19 protein-coding genes and 1 tRNA gene are annotated in these 22031 nt (G+C 28.1%); 2 read left to right on the top strand and 18 right to left on the bottom strand.

From position 1 onward, the window contains the following. Positions 1-39: 39 nt before the first annotated feature. From JJC01_06950 to JJC01_06930, 5 genes are all read right to left on the bottom strand, one after another. Complete coding sequence (locus JJC01_06950) at positions 40-744, bottom strand: tRNA threonylcarbamoyladenosine dehydratase (GenBank protein UDN59587.1); 705 nt, start codon at positions 742-744, stop codon at positions 40-42. Positions 745-900: 156 nt separating this feature from the next. Beyond that, positions 901-997: transfer RNA gene (locus JJC01_06945), tRNA-Sec, on the bottom strand. A gap of 257 nt (positions 998-1254) precedes the next feature. After that, positions 1255-2094: a G5 domain-containing protein gene (locus tag JJC01_06940; GenBank protein UDN59586.1), complete on the bottom strand. Its 840-nt coding sequence runs from the start codon at positions 2092-2094 to the stop codon at positions 1255-1257. Between the two features lie 241 nt (positions 2095-2335). After that, entirely contained in the window at positions 2336-3010 is a 675-nt protein-coding gene (locus JJC01_06935; protein UDN59585.1) for a uracil-DNA glycosylase, read from the bottom strand. Positions 3011-3050: 40 nt separating this feature from the next. After that, a complete protein-coding gene (locus JJC01_06930) occupies positions 3051-3422 on the bottom strand; it encodes a NusG domain II-containing protein (protein ID UDN59584.1) in 372 nt (123 codons plus the stop codon). Positions 3423-3488: 66 nt separating this feature from the next. Here JJC01_06930 and JJC01_06925 point away from each other — a divergent pair, with 66 nt between their 5' ends. Continuing rightward, entirely contained in the window at positions 3489-4544 is a 1056-nt protein-coding gene (locus tag JJC01_06925) for an FAD:protein FMN transferase (GenBank protein ID UDN59583.1), read from the top strand. A gap of 177 nt (positions 4545-4721) precedes the next feature. Here the strand turns inward: JJC01_06925 and JJC01_06920 are convergent, their stop codons facing one another. The 9 genes from JJC01_06920 to JJC01_06880 all read right to left on the bottom strand — a co-directional run bounded on the left by JJC01_06920 (position 4722) and on the right by JJC01_06880 (position 13483). Further along, positions 4722-5156: a tellurium resistance protein TerC gene (locus JJC01_06920; protein UDN59582.1), complete on the bottom strand. Its 435-nt coding sequence runs from the start codon at positions 5154-5156 to the stop codon at positions 4722-4724. Between the two features lie 3 nt (positions 5157-5159). Further along, positions 5160-5357 (bottom strand): helix-turn-helix transcriptional regulator, encoded by a 198-nt coding sequence (locus tag JJC01_06915; protein ID UDN59581.1) that lies wholly within the window; start codon positions 5355-5357, stop codon positions 5160-5162. 251 nt (positions 5358-5608) lie between these two features. Next, positions 5609-6787: a PatB family C-S lyase gene (locus tag JJC01_06910; GenBank protein UDN59580.1), complete on the bottom strand. Its 1179-nt coding sequence runs from the start codon at positions 6785-6787 to the stop codon at positions 5609-5611. A 56-nt stretch (positions 6788-6843) separates the two neighbouring features. After that, positions 6844-7908, bottom strand: coding sequence for an aminopeptidase P family protein (locus JJC01_06905; GenBank protein ID UDN59579.1), 1065 nt, complete (start codon positions 7906-7908; stop codon positions 6844-6846). Between the two features lie 104 nt (positions 7909-8012). Beyond that, the gene (locus JJC01_06900; protein ID UDN59578.1) at positions 8013-9275 is read right to left on the bottom strand and encodes a PTS fructose transporter subunit IIC; all 1263 of its coding nucleotides are present in this window, start codon (positions 9273-9275) and stop codon (positions 8013-8015) included. A 24-nt stretch (positions 9276-9299) separates the two neighbouring features. Beyond that, the gene (locus tag JJC01_06895; protein ID UDN59577.1) at positions 9300-9617 is read right to left on the bottom strand and encodes a PTS fructose transporter subunit IIB; all 318 of its coding nucleotides are present in this window, start codon (positions 9615-9617) and stop codon (positions 9300-9302) included. 57 nt (positions 9618-9674) lie between these two features. Further along, positions 9675-10130: a PTS sugar transporter subunit IIA gene (locus JJC01_06890; protein UDN59576.1), complete on the bottom strand. Its 456-nt coding sequence runs from the start codon at positions 10128-10130 to the stop codon at positions 9675-9677. Positions 10131-10144: 14 nt separating this feature from the next. Further along, on the bottom strand, positions 10145-12034 hold the full coding sequence (locus tag JJC01_06885) for a PTS sugar transporter subunit IIA (protein ID UDN59575.1): 1890 nt from the start codon (positions 12032-12034) through the stop codon (positions 10145-10147). Between the two features lie 87 nt (positions 12035-12121). Then, complete coding sequence (locus JJC01_06880) at positions 12122-13483, bottom strand: Sapep family Mn(2+)-dependent dipeptidase (protein UDN59574.1); 1362 nt, start codon at positions 13481-13483, stop codon at positions 12122-12124. Between the two features lie 172 nt (positions 13484-13655). Between JJC01_06880 and manA the strand changes: the two genes are divergently transcribed. Then, positions 13656-14600 (top strand): mannose-6-phosphate isomerase, class I, encoded by a 945-nt coding sequence (gene manA, locus JJC01_06875; protein ID UDN59573.1) that lies wholly within the window; start codon positions 13656-13658, stop codon positions 14598-14600. A 131-nt stretch (positions 14601-14731) separates the two neighbouring features. Here manA and JJC01_06870 read toward each other — a convergent pair whose 3' ends face one another. The 4 genes from JJC01_06870 to selD form a co-directional block, all read right to left on the bottom strand. After that, the gene (locus JJC01_06870) at positions 14732-17470 is read right to left on the bottom strand and encodes a PAS domain-containing sensor histidine kinase (protein UDN59572.1); all 2739 of its coding nucleotides are present in this window, start codon (positions 17468-17470) and stop codon (positions 14732-14734) included. 105 nt (positions 17471-17575) lie between these two features. Next, positions 17576-19459, bottom strand: a complete 1884-nt coding sequence (gene selB, locus JJC01_06865; GenBank protein ID UDN59571.1) for a selenocysteine-specific translation elongation factor — start codon at positions 19457-19459, stop codon at positions 17576-17578. Positions 19460-19533: 74 nt separating this feature from the next. After that, complete coding sequence (locus tag JJC01_06860; GenBank protein ID UDN59570.1) at positions 19534-20946, bottom strand: L-seryl-tRNA(Sec) selenium transferase; 1413 nt, start codon at positions 20944-20946, stop codon at positions 19534-19536. A 21-nt stretch (positions 20947-20967) separates the two neighbouring features. After that, the gene (gene selD / locus JJC01_06855) at positions 20968-22014 is read right to left on the bottom strand and encodes a selenide, water dikinase SelD (GenBank protein UDN59569.1); all 1047 of its coding nucleotides are present in this window, start codon (positions 22012-22014) and stop codon (positions 20968-20970) included. Positions 22015-22031: the final 17 nt, after the last annotated feature.

Genomic DNA, 22031 nt, shown 5'->3' with positions numbered 1-22031 from the left:
ATATGTCCATAAAATTTATAGATAAAATATTTAGTATTATTACCCTAATAATTCATTAACTATTACAGATGCAATTACTAGACCTCCAACAGATGGCACAAATGATACACTACCTGGTGTTACCTTTTTACCATTCATGACTTTCTTTTTAAGTTCTATTGGTTGTTCAGTTGAATATACCACCTTTAATTTTTTAATTCCTCTATCTCTAAGCTCTTTTCTCATGACTTTAGCTAAAGGACAAGTACTTGTTTTGTGTATATCAGTAACAACTATTTTAGTTGGGTCCAATTTATTTCCCATACCCATAGAACTTATTATTTTTAAACCTCTTTTTTCACATGTTTCAATTAAATGTATCTTCGAGCTTACCATATCTATTGCATCCACAACATAATCATATCTTTCTGTTAGTATTTCACTACTAGTATCTTTATTATAAAGATTTCTTATTTTTTTTATATTAATATTAGGATTTATATCTAAAATTCTTTCTTCCATAACATCGACTTTATATTTTCCCACAGTTGAATGTAATGCTGGTATTTGTCTATTTATATTTGTTATATCTACATCATCAAAATCAACAATAGTGAGATTACCCACTCCAGCTCTTGCTAAAGCTTCAACAGTAAAACTACCTACTCCTCCAACTCCAAATACTATTACATTTGAATTTTTAAGTTTTTCTATACCATCATCTCCAACTAGAAAACTAGTTCTCGTTGTAAAGTTATTTTCCATTTTTCCACTCTCCTAGACTTTTATATACCTAATATTAGTATTAGAAAATTTACATTATATAATACTAGATATTATATATTACTAAAACTAAATTATCTCAAAATAATTTTTAAATTTAAAAAGGTATCTTTTAATATTAAAAGATACCTTTTATACTGGCGGGAATGCGTGGGAATCGAACCCACCTAAGAGGCTCTTAACCCCTCATACTAGTTTTGAAGACTAGAGGGCACACCGGCACCCATCCACTCCCATAACGAAACGTTTCTCAACGAAATCTATAATATCATATATTTTGACTCTTTGCAACAATTTTTATAGATTAATTTGATAGCAAATCATATTTTAAATAGTTTTTATCTATAGCAATTAATATTTATATATCTTCTTATTATATTTATAACTATATTTATAAACTTAAAAACTGGAAACCATATTTTAATTATCTATAAAGAATTTTTCCTCTATTTAATCAAAATACAATTTCCAGTATAAATATAAATTATTTAATTATTTTAATATACGTATATCTATAGTTTTTCTTCCCCAATTATAAACTGTCTTTGAGTCATTCATAAATATATCAATTTTATTTCCTTTTATCGCACCACCACAGTCTTCAGCAGTAAATACCATATCAAATTGAGGTATATATACTTTCGTTCCATATGGTATAACCTTAGGGTCTACAGCTATTGTTCCCCACTTAGGCTTTGTTCCTGTTGCAGTTATACTATGACCAGAATATGCAGTTGCTACAACTCTCATACTTCTACCATTGTTACTACTGCTACTACTTGAAGAAGATGAAGCCATCCTTCTTGAACTTTCTCCCCTTGATGAAGCTACTTGCATTTCTACTTTTGTTCCTTTATTTACAACTTTATTAACTGGCTCAGATGTAACAACTTTTTTCACAAATTCCTTTTCTACTTTCTTGCCATTGTGATAAGTTTCTTTATATACTAATTCACTTTTACCAGCTTTTCCTTCTTCTTTAACTTTAGAATCTCCTTTTGACAAAGAGTTATCTTCAACAACTGTAACTTCAAACGGAATGTCTTTAGTCTCTACAACTGTTTTTTCCTTAACATCAATTACTTCTATTTTATCTCCATTAGATAACTTTGAATTTACATCCAAACTAACTATATCATTTCCATCATAGCTAATGTTTTGGGCTTCCAAAAGGTCTCCTACATTAGAACTAAATGTAGATACAGTTCTTTCTTCTCCTTTTACTACTAATGTTACTTGTTTATTAAGTGCAGAGTATCCAGATAAAATTCCAACTGATAAAACAACCGCCATTGCCGAGACTTTAACATTACTCAATTTCTTTAAATTCATATAAAATTTCCTCCCTCAAATTTTTTACACTATATATTTTGCTTCGTAATATTCTGCTTCGTAAATTTCTTTTTTGTTTTTTGTGTAACTAAATTGTAACTATTTTTTCAAGAGTTGTCAACTTGACAAAAAAATAGAAATATGCATACATAGTATTTTCAACTATTGAAGCATATTTCTATTAGTTACAACAATGTCATTGTTTATTGTTGTTTTGTTATCATTTTGTTACCTTTTATCTTTATATATTTTCTATCTGCCAATTGATAGGTTCTTTTCCTAGCTTTTCGAGAATTTCATTTATCTTAGAGAAGTGCTTACATCCAAAAAAACCTTTACTTGCTGATAATGGACTTGGATGAGGTGCTTCCAAAATATAATGCTTACTTGTATCAATCAATTCTACTTTTTTACGCGCATTACTTCCCCACAGTACAAAAATTACTGGGTCTTCACGGTCACTTAAAATAGAAATCACTCTATCTGTGAAAATTTCCCACCCTTTATTTTTATGAGAATTGGCTTCATGTGCTCTAACAGTAAGTGCTGTATTTAAAAGTAACACACCTTGGTCTGCCCAAGGCATTAAGTATCCATTATTAGGTATAAAGCATCCTAAATCTTCTTTCAACTCTTTGTACATATTTAATAGAGATGGTGGAGTTTTTACTTGTGGTTGAACTGAAAAAGCTAAACCATGAGCTTGATTATCTCCATGATAGGGGTCTTGTCCTAGTATTAAAACTTTTGTATCTTTATATGAAGTGTGTTTTAAAGCTTCATATATGTTATGCATATTAGGAAAAATTTGACGTGTCTTATATTCATCTATAAGGAATTTTCTTAAATTTAAATAATATTCTTTTTCAAATTCTTCCTTTAATAATTCATTCCAATCGTTTCCTAAATTAACCATAGTTATCACCAATTCCTTTCAGCTATTTTTATTTATTGTTTTATTTAGAAATTATGTCCTCTTGATTGTCATTTTTTTCATTAGTATTTATTTTTATGCTCACTCTGTTAGGTATACAAACTATACTTTGACTTGGTTTGTTTATAAAACCTGTATGTACACACACCTTATCAGGACATGAAGCATCTATTATCTCCACACCTTTGTCATGAATTTTAACTATATTGTACCCTCCTCTATTTTCTATTTTAAATTCTTCTTTGGTATTTATTGAAACAGTCTTATACAATTTATTATCTACATAAATTTCAATACTTCCAGCATTTTTAGAATTTATAACATTTATTATTCCATAACATGCTGTGATAACAATCAAAACACCTAAAATAAGAAGAATGTCTTTTTTCTTCATTTTTTGTCCTCCTATGAAATTATGCTATAATAAGATAATAACACAATTTCATAGGAGGAATATACCATGAATAAGAAAAAAATCACATTTATTTTTGTGATATTGATTTTAGCATTAATTTTATTTTCATTTTTTAGGAGTTCAAGTCAAAATACTAAATATAGTAAGACAAGCTATTACCTTGGTACAGTAAATGAAGTTACTATATTTAATATAAAAGAATCAAAAAGTGATAAAATTTTAAATGAATGTGATTCAATTTTAAGATATATTGATAACAAGATGAGTACCCATATACCAGGAAGCGATGTTTCTAAAATAAATGATAATGCTGGTAAAGATTTTGTCAAAGTTTCTGATGATACATTTTTTGTTGTACAAGAGGCTATAGAATACTCTAAGTTGTCAAATGGATACTTTGACATAACAGTTGGTCCACTATCCAATCTATGGGCAATTGGAACAGACAAGGCTAAAGTCCCAAATAACTCTGAGATAAACGAACTTCTGCCGCTCATTGATTACAAAAATATTATATTAGATGAAAAAAATAAATCTATAAAGTTAGCTAAAGAAGATATGAAAATTGATTTAGGGGCAATAGCTAAAGGATATGCTGCTGATAAAATCGTAGGCTATTTGAAATCAGAAGGTATAAAAAAAGCTTTAGTAAACTTGGGAGGTAATATATTTACTCTAGAAGATAGCAAAAATAACAAACCTTTTAAAATTGGTATTCAAGACCCAACTAGCAAAAATGGAGAATCTATAGGGAATATAGAAACTACAAATAAATCTGTTGTTACATCTGGAATTTATGAGAGATTTATAGAAAAAGACGGTAAAATATATCACCATATGTTAAATCCATTTACAGGATACCCTTTTGAAAACAACTTAAGCAGTGTTACAATAATCTCTGATAAATCTATTAATTGTGATGCTTTATCCACTTCTACATTTGGACTTGGACTTGAAAAAGGTATGGATTTAATTAATAGTATTGATAATGTAGATGCTATATTTATAACCAAAGATAAAAAAGTATATTTAACTAATGGCATACAAAATAATTTTAAACTTACAGACAAAGCTTTTTCTATTAAAAAGTTCAATAAATAATGAGTTTAAATAATAACTATATCTATTATGCATACAAATTTATACATACAAATTTAAATAACTCTAATATAACTAATGTAAATTTAAGTTTTATATAAAATATGGTATATACTAAGTAGTCTAAAACAAATTGTACTTATGTATATACCATATTTATAGCTTGATTTGTATAAAACACTACCCATTACTCTTTAACTTTCGATAATAAATAACTCCTACAACATATAAAACAATCCACAAAACAAATAAATATATGATTATTACCAATGAGTTGTATATATCTAATGCATTTAGTACAGAGAAAACAAAAGCAGATATAGGAATTATTATCATACATACAATGTAAGCATATCTTCCTGCTTTATCTCTATACATAACATTTCTTTCATCATGAAGATTAATGTTTTCTATTTCGAGCTTTTCTTTGTATTCTTCTTTATGCTTATTCCAGTAAAAGTAACGATAAATGGCAGAAATTCCACCAAATCCAAAACCTCCTGCTAGTCCAGCAAACAAAGAACCTAACTTATCACCATTCATTAAACAAAGAAACAAGAAAATAACACCTAAAACTACAAATACAATTCCTATTCTTAAATTTCTCTTTTCCATGAACTATTTCTCCTTCCATAAAAATATTTCTTCAATCGACATTTCAAAAAAATCAGATATTTGAAATGCAAGTTCTAAAGATGGATTATATTTTCCATTTTCAATAGAACTAATCGTCTGCCTTGAAACCTTAAGAATTTTTGCAAAATCTTCTTGATTAAGACCTTTTTTCTTTCTTAAATCCTCTACACGATTTTTCAAAAAGATTGCCTCCTTTTTGTAAAGTTTCCTTTACATTTATAATATACCACTTGCTTTTATTTTTGTAAAGGAAACTTTACAAAATATATATAAAAATAGACATTTCATTAGAAATGCCTATCATTAAACATATTTAATTTTATAATTGAATTACATCTTGCTGTCTATAAACCTTATTTTTTAATCTTTTTTAGTACATCTTTGAAACAACCTACATTTTTTTATTTTTAATAAATAACTCAACTAACTTTTTATAACGACTTTACAAACAAATCCATTCTATTTAATGCCTCAATTACATTTTCTTTTTGAGTTCCTAAATTTATCCTAACATACTTTTCTCCATCTTTTACAAAGTGACTTCCATCTTCTATTAGCACTCCTGTATTGACAGCTAACCTATCTGTAAATTCACTTGCACTTAGTCCTAGATTGCTTATGTCCATCCAAGCTAAATAAGACGATTCCATCTTCATTAGTTTAATCTTCTCATATTTATTTACCCAATTCTCTAAAAGTTCATAATTTGATTTTATATACTCATTTACGTTCTTTAACCACTCTCTACATTCATCATAAGCTGTTATTAATCCTATTATTCCAAATACATTTGGAGAAGTTATAGAATTTTGTTTTAGTTTCTTTCTAAAAGTATCTCTTATATCCTTATTTATGACGATTGAATAAGAGGTCTTTAATCCTCCAAGATTAAACCCTTTATTTGGTGATGTCAATAGGATAATATTTTCTAAAAGTTCCCTTTCAAGCTTAAGAATAGAATTAAATTCGCCATAATGAATATGCTCTGCATGTACTTCATCTGCAACTAAAATAACATTGTTTTCTTTACATATAGTTGCTACTTTCGTCATTTCTTCAATTGACCAAATTCTTCCTGATGGATTATGTGGTGTACAAAACATCATTAACTTAGGTTTATTTTCTTTAATTTGAGATTCTAATCTATCAAAATTTATATAATATCTATCATTTATCACATCTAATGTATTACAAACTACATTTACACCCTGCTTTTTAGCTGATGATTCAAATGGGTCATAAACTGGTGTATTTAATATTATACTATCTCCTTTTTTACAAAAAGCTTGTACTACATAGTGAAGTGTTGACACAGTTCCATAAGTCAATGTAATCCATTCTCTTTCTACATTTACTTTATGCATATCATTTTGCCACCCAATAACTGAATCATAAAATTCATCATAACAGTATGTATATCCAAATACACCTCTTTTTACAGCTTCAATAAATTTACTTTCTATTTCTGTTGGTATTTTAAAATCCATATCAGCAATCCACATTGGTACAAAATCTTCTCTAATATCTCCAAATTTATCTCTTATAATATTTAAATCCCACTTTCTACACTTTTCACTTACTCTATCTGGCCTATCATCAAAATTATACATTTAAATTTACCTCGTCTTTTCTTATTATTATAAAAATACTTAGCTACAATTTATTTTTAATTTACAACTATTAAATCTTTGGTAGATATAGTCAATCTCATACACCCATCTTGAGTTATAAGTACATCATCTTCAATTCTTACTCCTCCAAGTTCTGGCACATATATACCAGGCTCTATAGTTACAACCATGCCTTCTTTTAATACTTCATTTGATTCTGAAGTTAATGCTGGATACTCATGAACCATAATACCTACACCATGACCCAGATTGTGTCCAAAATTATCACCATATCCATATGAACTAATTATATCTCTTGCAACCTTATCTATTTCACCAGCAGTCATACCTGGCTTTAAAACCTTTATACACTCTTCATTAGCTTTCTTTACTATATTATATATTTTTTCTAGTTCTTTATTTGTAGTTCCCATACAAATAGTTCTAGTAATGTCTGAACAATAATTATTATACTTTGCTCCAAAATCAAATGTAACAAAATCTCCATATTCTATAATTTTTTCACTAGCTTTTCCATGAGGTAAGGCTCCTCTCAAACCAGATGCAACTATAGTGTCGAATGATTCTTTTTGTCCGCCTAATTCTTTTATGAATCTTACAATTTCATTTTCTACTTGTCTTTCAGTCATACCAACTTTTATAAAGTCAATTATATGATAAAACGTAGCATCTACTATTTCACAAGCTTTTTTTATATATTTTATTTCATCTTCATCTTTCTCTTTTCTTAAAGTAGATAAATCAATTGATTTTAAAGTTACATTTAATTTGTTATTCATACTTTTATATGAGTCAAAAGATACTTCACTTCCTTCAAAGCCAATTTCTTTTATATTTTGATTTCTGCAAATATCATTAATTATATCAAAATACGTTCTATTTTTATCCATTAATATAACATCAAATAAATCTGATTTTCTTTTAACTTCTTCAAAGTATCTAAAATCTACTATTATATATTGTTTATCTTTCGTTATAAAAACATAGCCTGATGAACTAAATAGATTTCCAATATAAAACTTATTGGTAGAACTATTAATAAGAATTCCATCTACATTATACTCTTTAAGATACTTTCTTATTTTTTCTATTTTATTCATAATTTTATCTTCACCACCCTTAATTAGTCATATAGGTAAGGCTGGTAATATTGTTTCAATCAATATTACCAGCCAAGGTTATTATAGATAGTAAAATTTATAAATTAATCAATATAATCTACAACAAGTTTACCATCCTTTATTAATTTATTTCTGTAAAATACATTTCCTACAGCTATGAATATAGCACCAACTGCTATACCTATTACATATCCAAATAAGTTATCTACTAGAGGCCATGCCCATATAGCTGACTCTGGGAACCACTGAATTGCCCCTAAAACTATACCTGTAATAGCTCCTATTATACTTCCTACGATATTTAAAGGTATAACAAAACCTGGTCTCTCAAGTGCAAATGGTATTGCTCCCTCTGATATACCCATAAATGATAGGAATATAGAAGTTTTTCCTGCTTGATAGAATTGTCTATCATATACTCTTCTTCCCACTAATCTTTTATCTAATAAAGTTGTAAGTCCTAATCCAATTGGAGGAACAACTATAGCTATTGTTCTTGCTGTTATTGGTAGTACATTTTCTGTAGTCAAACCAAGTGCAACGAATCCTGCTGCTTTATTTATTGGTCCACCTAAGTCAAATGCTGTAGCTGCTGCTAAAGCTGTTGCATATACATATTCTCCCGCTGCTCCTGCTGCTGTTAAGAAGTTTTTCATACTTTCATTAATTAATCCACCAAATGGAGTTATTATAAATATCATCAATACCATACAAGTTAATGATGCTATTAGTGGTATTAAAAATGTTGTTTTAAAAGCTAACCAGTTATGAGAAACTTTTATAGATTTATTTAACCATTTTACAAAATATCCTATTATAAATGCGATTAATATTGCACCTAAGAATCCTGATGCAACTGGTACAACTTCTGTCCATTGTCCATCTACGAATTGTGGTACACCTACAGGTTTATTAGCTATATATCCACCTATAAATCCTGCGATTAGGGCTGTTTTTCCACCTATAGAATTTGCACAGAATGCTGCAAATAGTGGTATTGCAAATCCAAACAGAGTAAATCCGAAGTTTGACATTAATTGTGCCATGTTTAAAAGGCTAAGTTTAAATCCTGTAAATTCACCTGAGTTCATAGCATCAACTATACCTACAGATGGGTCAAGCCCTAATATTGCATATGGTATTAATTGAGATAAAGCTCCTATAAGTCCACCCATTACTAAGACTGGTATCATATATGATATACCTGTCATTATATGTTTACTAATTTCTTTCCATTTTCCATTTCCCTTTGATTGAGTTGGATTAGATGGAGTAGTTTTTCCTGCGTTATTGCCTCCTGTTGTAGAAGCACCTGAACTGTTTATAACTTTTTTCTTGATTGCCATTCTATTTCCTCCACAGTAAATTTATTATATTCCTAAATCCTCTTCTATTTCCTTTATAACACCTTCTGCATTCTTTATAGCCTCTTGTAATTCAACCTCATAAACTTCACAACCATCAAATCTTTCCATACCTTCTGGTGTTATTGCTACTGCATGTATTATCATAGTTGCTCCTAATATGTCTTCTCTTGTTAATTCATTTTGCACACCATCTGCACCTTGAGTTTCAACTTTTGCTTCATAACCTAATGCCTTTGCAGCTTGCTCTATTGCTTCTGCTGCCATAAAAGTGTGAGCTAGTCCCATTGGACAAGCACATAATGCTACTAATTTTTTATTCATTTTAAATTCCTCCTATTTACTTTAATTAATTATTTTTATTTTAACTTTAGTATTTATCTATAAACCTAAAGCTTCATTTATTAAATTAGCGATTTCTTCCACATTATCACTCTTTAAAAGAGAATCTTTAAAATCTTTATTTATTAATTTTCTTGAAAGAGACGATAATAATTTAAGGTGTATGTTTTCTTTACTTTTTCCTGGCATAAGCAAACTTATTGCCAATTTGACATTGTCCTCACCTTCATTCCAAACAACATTATCATTAAACTTTAGTACCACTACTGCTGGATTTTCAATTGCATCATTTTTAGTATGAGGTATTGCTATAGATTCTCCCAAATTTGTAGTAAATTGCTCTTCTCTAGCTGCTAAGCCTTCGTATACTAGATTTTCATCTTCTGTTAAATTTAATTCTTTAGCTTTCTTAGCTATAAATTTTAAAACCTCAACCTTAGACTTAGCCTCAGTATTTAAAAATACATATTCTTTGTTAAATATGTTTGTTCCCATTGTTAATTTCCTCCTTAATTACCTATCAGTGCCATTAATTTATTAAAGTCACATATTTTAATAATTCCTCTTACTCCACCTTCATCTTTTATAAAATTGTAAAGGTATTTAAATATTGAAAAATTATGTTTTTCTTTAGTATTAAAAAATACCATAAATACTAGTTGAACTTCTTGCTTATCCCAAATTATTGGATTTTCAAGTATTCCAACTCCGATTATAGATTTTTTATCTCCCTTCACTATTGTGTGAGGTATAGCTACTAGATTTCCTATTTCAGTTGATGAAATATTTTCTCTATCTATTATACTTTTTATTGAGCTTTCTTCTATAAAGTCTCTTTCTTTTAACTTGTTTGAAAGCGAAAGTATAACTTCTTCTTTTGTATTTGCTTTTATACTGAAAAAAGCTCTTTCATCAAACATATTACTTATTATTTTTCTTCTTTCTTCCTTTTCATAAAAGGCTTTGTTTACGTTTTCAATTAGGCTATCATCAAATATATTTTCTATATATAAGACTGGCTTTTCATATCCTTTTAATTCAACTGTTGATACTACCAAATCAACATCTTGACCTATTGCCATATCAAGATATCTAAATGGATAAACACCTACAACATTTAAGTCACTTATATTCTGCTTTAATTTTTCAGAAAGAAGCTGACCTGTGCCTATACCATAATGACAAACTATACAAATTTTCTTACTTGTATTTTTTTTCATTCTTTCATTTGAAGCAGCAAAGTGAATAGCTATATATCCAAGTTCATCTTCATCTAATTTTAAATTAAATTCAGTTTCTAGCTTATTTGATAAAAACACAGCTAAGTTAAAAGCTATTGGAAATTTCTCTTTTATTTGATGAAGCAGAGGATTATTAGATTTTATATTAGCTTTTGCTCTATTTAAAAACCTCTTTATATGGTCAGATATCGCTATCATAAACTCTTCATCTTTTGTATAGTCACTTCCTGAAATAAGCAGTATATCTTGAAGAGCACTACTTATAACGCTACTTATTCTTTCTTCAATTTCACTTGCATTTTTTATTCCTTGTGCACCTCTATATGCTATTACACCAGAATAATTGGAAATATAAATTACTTCATCTTCAATAAGTTTAAATCCAACTTTATCAGATATTTCTTTCATAAGCTTTTCTATAAAACTGTAATTATGAAATCTATATCCTGTATCTATTAAATTTATATTTTTGCTATGACCTCTCTTACTTCTAAACACAGAAACTATTATTTTTGAAAGTAAAAGATTAAAGTCTTTATCTGAAATTATTGTTTCTTTTTCTCTTAAATGCTTTTCTAAAATACTTTCTATGCAATTTATATCGTTTTCACTGATATCATCCAAAAATACTTTGATTTTACTCTTCTCATCCAACTTTATTGCATAATCAGTAATCAACTGTCTTATATTAATTTCTTCACCATATATATAGCTTCCATAATAAGGTTTAGATTTTATAACTAAGTCATACTTTTCAAGTTTTCTTTTAAGCTTACTAGATAATTTATTTATGGCTGCTATACTTAGATTTAATTCTTCTGCCATTACTTCTATACTCATATAATTTCTGTTAATCAGCATACATATTATATTTGACATCCTTGCTTCTTCAGAATCATCCAAGAAACCATTTATATATTTATTTGCTTCTTTTACAGCTTTTGATATGTTGGTTTTAGAGCCACTTAGCTTATATCCTATACCTCTTGAAGAATCTATTTCTAAATCATACTTACTCAAAATACCATTTAAATCTGCTATATATCTTTTAATAGTTTTAGTAGATACATCTAATTTAATAGCTAGTTCATTTGATGTCATATATCCATCTTTATTGCTTAAACTTTTTACTATTACTGCATGTTTCTTAGTTATCATTGTATCACCTTCTCTTTGATTTCAATTATATATCAAATAAAATTTTAGTTGTATATATAATATGTCTATATAAGGGACATTTTGTATTTATATATTATTGCATAATGTAACTATTGCCTCCGCATAGATACCTATCGCAGTTATAAACCTATCTAAACTGGCAAATTCATTTGCACTATGAACATTTCCAAAACTACCATCAGGAAATTCACACCCAAATATTACTGAATTCTTCATTTCAGCTGCATAGCTTCCTGCACTGGTTACTCTAACAACACTTTTTGAGTCTCCAGAATACTTTACATATATCTCATGTAAACGTCTTACAAGTTTCGAATTCTCATCTATATAATTTGCTTGCTTTAAATTTTCCCCAATAAACTTAAATTTATTAATATTATTTATTTTTATATACAAATCAAATTTTTCTATTATTTCTTCAACTGTCAATACTTCAGGATACCTAACACTTAAAATTACTTCAAGCTTTCCTTCTTTTATATTTATTATTGTTGGAACCATTGAAAGAATTCCACATTTTCCTTCAACATTTAAGCCAAACAGTTTTCCATCTATATTATCTTTATTTATTAGCCTGTACAAATCTTTTGCCCAATCTTCACCAAGATTTTCTGCTAAAATTTTAATTGTATCTAATATGGGATTTATTGCTTTTTCAGGTTTAGATGAGTGTCCACCTTTCCCATTCACAATATACTTACCATCATTAAAACTTATTGAAACATTATTAAAATCAGAATTTATATAATCATTACTTAAATTTTCAATATTTTTGATATACACTTTGTCTGGAATTGTATTAAACTCTATTCCACCACTTATATCTAGATATTTATCATCTATATCCAGCATTAGCTTTATTATCGCTCCACCCTTTTCTCCATTTAATACAGGAAATTTAGCATCTGGAGTAAATCCATATACACCATGTGGCTCTTTGCTATAATAGTGCTTTATGCACTTAAATCCACTTTCTTCATTTCCTCCAGCAATTAATCTAACTTTTCTCTTTAAATCTATATTTAGACTTTTTATCATTTTTAATGCCAAAAAATTTGCTATCATAGGGCCCTTATTATCGGAAACACCTCTAGCAACTAATTTGTCACCCATAATATCTAGCTTAAATGGCTCACTATCCCATCCTTCTCCTGGATTTACAACATCACAATGCCCAAATATGTCTATATAATCTTTACCATCTCCATATTCAATATAAACAGCATGATTATCTATATTTTTAACAGTAAAATTATTTTCTCTACCTAAATTTTCAAACCACTTTAATGCATCATATACACCTTTTCCAAAAGGCATATCTTTAGATACAGTATTTTTATCATAAAAGGAAGGTATACTTACCCATTCCTCCAACAATTTCAAGAATTCTTTTTTATATTTTTGATTTTCTTCTTTAAATCTCTCCATGATTATCACTCCAATTTAAACCTTTATATTATATATCATAGTTTATCTTGTTTCATAAATCCTTATACTTTATGTCATTTCAAGGGACAAAACTTTTTTGCTATTGATTTTATAATCTATTTATATATAATTATTTGTAGGATAAATTTAATATCATAGGAGGAACAAGATTATGGAACCATTATTTTTAAAGCCTATTTTTATGGATAGAATATGGGGTGGTACTGCACTTAAAGATAAATTTAACTATGAGATAAAATCACCTACAACAGGTGAATGTTGGGCTATAAGTTCTCATAAAAATGGAGATTGTCTGATAGAAAATGGAGAATATAAAAATAAAAAGCTATCTGAATTATGGGAGAAAAATAGAGAATTGTTTGGTAATACACCTGGAGATAAATTCCCTTTGCTTACAAAAATACTCGATGCCAATGACAATTTATCGGTTCAAGTTCATCCAAATGATGAATATGCTCAAAAAAACGAAAATGGAGAATTGGGTAAAACAGAATGCTGGTATGTAATAGACTGTTCTGATGATGCAGAAATTATAATAGGTCACAATGCAAAATCTCGTGAAGAATTTATAGAAATGATAAATAATAACGAATGGGACAAACTGCTTAGAAAAGTTAATATAAAAAAAGGTGACTTTTTCTATGTTCCAAGCGGAACTATACATGCTATATGTAAGGGAACATTAATTTTAGAAACTCAACAAAACTCAGATACTACTTATAGAGTTTATGATTATGATAGAACTGATAACTTAGGAAATAAACGTGAACTTCATGTTCAAAAATCAATAGAAGTTACAAATGTTCCTCATACAGATTTTGATACTGATTATAAAATTGTATCAACACCAAACTTTAAATGTACAACATTTGTATCAAATGAATTTTTTAGTGTCTATAAATTAGATATTTTTGGAAAATGTGATTTTACTCACAATACACCTTTTTCTTTGTACAGTATCCTAGATGGAGTTGGTAAATTGATACACAATTCTATAGAGTATGATTTAAAGAAAGGTATGCATTTTATATTACCAAATAACTTTGGAAGTTTTGGATTTGAAGGTAATCTAGAAATCATATGTTCTCACATATAGATACAAAATACAATTAACATCAAAAAAAGCTAGACTATCATAAAAACTTATTTTTATGATAGCCTAGCTTTTTATAATGTACTCTATTAAATATAGAATATTTTATTTTACTTTTACAATTTAATAACTTTCTAATAATATATATCAGAAAATTCTATTTTTATTTTTTCTTGAAGATTGTATATTCTCTTATCTTCTGTATAATACTCATTACTAAAGCTTTTCATTGGCAGTGAGATTAAAAATTCTGTACCCTTATTAACTTCACTTATTACTTCTATATCTCCACCATGAAGACTTACTAGGTTCTTAACTATAGCAAGTCCTATTCCACTTCCTTCAGTATTTCTAGATAAAGTCTTGTCAACTTGTGAAAACTCTTCAAAAATCAACTCCAATTTATCTTGAGGTATACCAACACCAGTGTCTTTAACACTTATTATTACTTTATCAATTTTATAGTAGATGTTTACATATATCCATCCTCCATTATCAGTAAATTTAATACAGTTTGATAATAGATTTAGTATAATTCTCTCAATTTCAGCCTTGTCTACATAGACATTGATTTCTTCAAGCTCTGTATCAAATAGAATTCTTATATCTTTTCTGCTTGCATACTCTTCTATATTCATAAACAAATCTTCTATTACAGATACAATATTGTATTTTGCAAGTTTAAGTGTGTAAAATCCTGACTCCATCTTTGTCAAATCTATAATATTATTTATCAATCTTTGAAGTCTATAGGAACTTTGTCTAACTAAATCAACATGAGATTTAATATTATTATTATAGTCTTTTATTTTTTCACTTCTATAGAAAGAATCTACCAATTGATTTGAACTTGATATAACATTTAATGGTGTTTTTAACTCATGAGACATATTTGCAAAAAACTCAGTTTTTATTTTATCTGTTTTAAATCTTTCAAGTAATTCTTTTTCAGCTTGTTCAGAGTATTTTTTATGTGCTAAATCTTTTATAATAAGCATTATATATCTAGTGTTATATATCGAAAAAGGCAAGGCACTTAATTCTACTTCTACTATATCATCATAATTATTTATTAATTCATATTCTAGTAAAAGTATACTCTTATTTTCATTTAAAACTTTAGTCATATTTTCAGTAAATTTCATTTTTTCTTCAGTATTTGCATTCATTAATATCTTAATATTAGAATCTTTTACATCATCTATACTTGTAAAAGATAGCATATCCAAAAATGATTTATTTGCATAATTTACACTTAAGTCTTCTCTTAACAAGCATATACCATCAGGTAGTATATCTATAAATCTTGAATAAGAGGATTGACTTTCTTCAAGTTTTATTTGAGATATCTTTCGAGAAGTTGTATCACGTATTACAATAATAGTTTTATAAGTTCCTTCATTATTATAATGAGAAAAACTCATCTCTACATATTTTACTTCACCCTCTATTACATACCTTTTTTCTATATTTTCTTCACTTTTACATATTGAGGAAAAATCGATGTTTTCTAATGTCTCTTTAAATATTTGTCTACATGCATTATTTACATATATTTTATTACTACCTTCAAGTACTACTATACCATCTCCAACACTTTCCAAAAAGTCTTCACTTCTCTTATTTGCTTCAATAACTTTTCGTTCGTATTCCTTTTTCTTAGTTTTGTCCTTTAATACACATAAGACTCCTTCTATTTGTGTAGCTATAATTAAAGGAGCAAATATAGCTTGGTAAACCTTATTGTCACTTGTATCAATAAATTTTTCTATATTTTTTTTATTGATAAATACATAATTAATGCTTTCTATTAAATCACTAAAATTTTTAACTTTATAACTTAATTTATCTTGTTCTTTATAATCTCCAAAAATATTTCTAAAACTTTTATTTGCATATGTAATTTCTCCATCCTTACTAAACACAACTATACTATTTACAGCAACATCTAAAGTAGATTGTAGTCGTAATTCTCTTTTTATAAGTATTTCTTTAAGTTCTTCTATTTTTTCTGTTTCATATATTAATTTTTTATTTTTTTCTTTCAAACTTTCCGTTTTTATTGTTAATTCTTCATTTGTATCATGTAATTCCAATGCTGTTTTCTTAATGTTCTTAGATACTATATAATTATATAAATAATATAATGCTACATTTATTGTTATTTGTGATAACATACCTTCTATATGTATATTACCAATTACTATATGTAGTAAATTTGGAGCTCTTGATAAGATTGTTATTATTATTATTCTATTAAAAAACTTTTTCTCACTATATTCCCATTTATTTGCGTTTGAACTTGAGTTTAGTTCAATTCCACTCATAATAGAGACAATTATCATAAATATAGATGTAACAACCCCTAAAGTATAGTGTAATGTCCCTCTATCTAAAGAGTTACAAATTTCAGATATTATGAATAAAGATGATATTGTTAAAACTACAGTTACTACAAATAAAATTATGCTCGAATGAATTTGTTTATTATCCTTAACAAATTTAAAACTTAAATACACACCTAATATAGGAAATAAATCTGTCATTGCTGATATTGTAATGTTAATTCCAATTACAGCTTCTGCTCTAGTACCTAAACAATTAAATAAATATATACACTCCAATACTCCAGTTGCTGCAAATACTAATCCTAAAAATGTAGAAAATGAATCTACTTTAAATTTTGTAGTATTAAATATAATCATTCCTGTAGCTATTAAGAATGTAGCATATACAGCATGCAGTAAAATTTCATATTTATTTGTATCTTTTATAATAAATAACAAAAGCACTGAGCCCATTATTATAAATAAAAGGCTCATGTCTTCTCTTTCTTTTATATCTGGTTTCACAGCAGGTATTATATTCTTCAATACTTTACACTTCCTCTTAATTAATATTTTATACTAATTAATTTATACGATACTCGACATTATAATTCCTTCTTTATACCTCAAAGCAAAAACAGACATTTTCCGCTAAAACAAAATTCTTTTGTTTTCTACTCTTTTAGTTATTTTGTTTCTATCAAAGTTTTCTAATATAATCATACAGTTTTTTCTACTAGAATCTATCAAATCTCTGTATTCTCCTAATGTTATTTCCTTATTTTCTTTTATATAATTTATTAAAGTATTCTTTGCATCTTCATAAATATCTTTATCCATTATATACAAATCATCCAATTTTTCTACCTTGTTACCTATCATTGACTCTAATACTTCAGCATAGTTATGATTTCCTTCAGAAACTTCATCTATTGTCAATATTGAAGAAACTCCACATGATTTTAGCTTTTTTTCTATTTTTTTTGCTATTTCTCTTTGTTTGTCATTTAAGATAACTTCAAAATCAAATAATGATATTATATTATTTTCTATTTTTATAATATTTTCTGTAGATAATTTTTCTAATAAGATATCCATTTCTCTAGTCTTAAAATTACTTTCTACCTTAGACCTTACTTCTTCTTTTAACATACCTTTTCTCAATCTATACTTCTTATGGTACTCACTTAAAAGATTTATTGTACTTTCCTTCAGTTTATTGTATTGATTTATATGCATGTACATGTTTCCAATAAGCAATACTTTATTTTCTGATATAAGTATCTCAATAGCTTTTTTTACATGCTCTTCATGAGCACCACTATAACTCATTATTTCTTTTAGATTTGGATAATTTTTTAGATTTCTCTTTAAGTATTCTTCTATTATATCTTTAAGTTCACCTTTTTCTTTTATTTTTAATCCCTCTATAACTTTTTCATCAAATCTCTTATGCTTTTTAGGAGATGGGTCAATTATCACACCTCCACCTATAGTTTCCATTGGAGAATAACGTCTGACAACAAAAGTATCACCCTTCTTAGATACTATACTTTCTTCAAGTCTTAATTGAACATATCCATTCTCTCCGTTTTCAATTAAATCTTTATCTAGTGGAACTGCTCTACAAAGTATTTCTCTAGTCCCATGATACAATCTCAATCTATCCCAATGCTTTATCCCTTTTTCTAGATGATTTACCAATGATAATTTCACATCTAACATCATTGATTCTTCTAATGAATTTGGAGCAGCCAAAACATCTCCTCTTTTTATATCATCTACCTTTACATTTGATATGTTGATTGCTGTTCTTTGTCCTGCATAAGCTGTATCTTTACTTTCCCCATGAACTTGTATACTTCTTATCTTTGTTTTTAATACTTGTGGATATATAACCAAGTCATCCTCTATACTTATCTTTCCTTCTATTAATGTACCTGTTATTACAGTACCAAATCCCTTTATAGAAAATACTCTATCTATATTAAGTCTTGCTGGAGAATTTTCGTTTTTATCTTCTATTGCCTCACTCATCTTATCTATTTTTTCAATAAGAGTATTTATTCCTTTTTTAGATACAGAATCAACTTCAATTATTTCTGCACTTTCAAGAAAAGTACCTTTTATTTTTTCACAAACATCCTCTTTTACTAGTTCTCTAAATTCTTCGTCTACAGTATCAGATTTAGTCAAAACTACTATTCCATTTTTTATATTTAAAAAACTTAAAATGTCTAAATGCTCAACTGTCTGTGGCATAACACCCTCATCTGCTGCTACAACAAGTAAAACTATATCAAGTCCTGATGCTCCAGCTAGCATGTTTTTTATAAATTTTTCATGTCCTGGTACATCTACGATACCAGCCCTTCTATTGTTTGGTAAATCAAAATAAGTAAACCCTAAATTTATTGATATACCTCTCTTTTTTTCTTCATCCAAGGTATCAGTTTCTCTTCCAGTCAATGCTTTTATAAGAGTTGTTTTTCCATGGTCTATATGACCTGCTGTTCCAATTACTACGTTTTTCATTTTTTGCCCCCTATCAAAGCTTCAATGCTTTTAATTTTCAATTAAAATTAATAGTATTACTATATCAAATTTAGTTAATTAAAGGCTTTTCTTAATTCCTCAACTACTACATCAAATTCATCATCAAATATAGTTCTTACATCTAAAACATATTTATTATCATATACTCTAGCTATTATATGAGCTTCACTGAGTCTTAATTTTTTTTCTAAAGATGATACATTCATATGCTCAGGAGTTATTGTTATTACCTTTGTGGCTATTGTTTCAAGAGGCATAGACCCTCCTCCTACCTGAGAGAATCCATCTTCTATGTTTATCTTAGCATTTAGATTTAAGTCAGTTATTTTTTCAAATAATTTATTTGCCTTTGCTTCTAATTCTCCAATGCTATATGTCAACATTTTTAAAGTAGGTATGTTTTCTACAGCCTTTGTTTCATCTAGGTACATCCTTAAAGTTGCTTCAAGTGCACATATTGTAAGCTTATCGACTCTAAGAGCTCTAGTAAGTTGATTTTTCTTCATTTTTTCTATATACTCTTTTTTCCCAACTATAATACCTGCTTGTGGCCCACCAAGCATTTTATCTCCACTAAAAGTAACTACATCCGCACCTTGTCTTATAGAATCTAATACAGTTGGTTCATAAGATAATCCATATTTTGATAAATCTATAAATACTCCACTTCCTAGGTCTTCTATTACAGGTAACTTATATTTTTTACCCAAATTAACTAGTTCTTCGATAGATACACTCTCTGTAAATCCCATAATTCTATAGTTACTTGTATGAACTTTCATCAATACATTAGTTTCTTCTGTAATAGCTTCTTTATAATCTTTTAAGTGTGTCTTATTAGTTGAGCCTATTTCCACTAATTCTGCACCACTAAGAGCCATTATACTTGGAATTCGGAAAGAACCTCCTACTTCCACTAACTCTCCACGTGATACAATTGCTTCTCCTCCTTTTGCCATTGTGCTAAGTACAAGAAGCACTGCTGCTGCATTATTATTTACAACTAGTACATCTTCTGCACCAGTAAGTCTTTTTATTGTATTAGTTAAATGAGAATATCTTGAGCCTCTTTCTCCATTATCCAAATCATATTCTAAGTTTGAATATCTTGAAGCAACACACCATAATTCATCTTTTATATCTTCACTAAGTAAAGACCTCCCCAAATTTGTATGAATAACTGTACCAGTTGCATTTATAACTTTTTTTAATGATAATGAGTAATTTAATTTAACTCTCTCTATTGAAGATTCTATTATCTCATCAAATTCTATTGTTACAGAATTAGATGCATCCTCTTTTAATCTTAAAATAAATTGTCTCTTAAAATCTATCACTTCTCTTACAGATTCTAAAACTAAACTTCTAGGATATTCCTCTATTATTTCTACTATTCTATTATCACTTAATACTTCATCAACTGAAGGTAACATTGCAAATAATTCTCTTTTGCTCAAAATAATCACTCTTTCTCTACATATAATATTTTATAAAACTTTAATATATTTTTCCCCTTTTTTCACTACAGAACCTATGATTTTTGCTTCTATTGCTCCATTTAACTTCATATCTCTTACAAGTTCTTCTGCTAATTCTTCTTTTACAGAAATCAATAACCCTCCAGAAGTTTGTGGGTCATATAAAATATCTTGAACTGCAACTTCTACATCTCCTACAATTTCTACATCTTTTGATACATAATGCATGTTTTTATACATCCCAGCAGGTATGATTCCCATTTCTGCCATTTCTACAGCACCCTCGATAATTGGAACATGCTTTGAATCAATTTCAATACTCACTTCAGAAGCTTTAGCCATTTCTAAAGCATGCCCAAGTAAACCAAATCCAGTGATATCTGTAACTGAATTTACATCAATTTTATCAAAACTCATTGCTGCATATTTATTTAAATGTATCATTATTTCTACTACTTTGTCACATACATGTTGTTCTACCATACCTTCTTTCATGGCTGTATTTAATACACCCACACCAATTGGCTTTGTTATAACTAACTTGTCGCCAGGCTTTGCAGTAGCATTTGATAAAACTTTATTTGGATTTACAATTCCAGAAACTGAAAGACCATATTTAGGTTCTTGGTCATCTACAGTATGCCCTCCGACTAATAGTGCACCACTTTCTTTTACTTTATCAAATCCACCTTTTAATATTTCTGCAAGTACATCCATATCATGACATGATGGAAAACAAACAATATTCATTGCAACTAAAGGCTTTCCTCCCATAGCATATACATCTGATAGTGAATTTGATGCAGCAATTTGACCAAATACAAATGGGTCATCTACCATTGGTGTAAAGAAATCCAGTGTTTGAATAAGTGCCATATCATCATTTAACTTATACACAGCAGCATCATCTGCTGTATCTAATCCTACTAATAAATTTTCTATATTATCATTTTTAGGCAATTGAGATAAAACTGATGCCAGAACCTCTGGCCCTATTTTAGCTGCTCATCCACCTGCTGTTGTCATCTCTGTAAGTTTTTTTTGTTCCTTCTTCATAAAAGTACCTCCTTTAC

The organism is Clostridioides sp. ES-S-0010-02 (genome assembly GCA_020641055.1).
GTDB lineage: Bacteria > Bacillota > Clostridia > Peptostreptococcales > Peptostreptococcaceae > Clostridioides.
The sequence above is the reverse complement of the archived record's forward strand: the minus strand, read 5'-3'. Positions and strand labels throughout refer to the sequence as shown.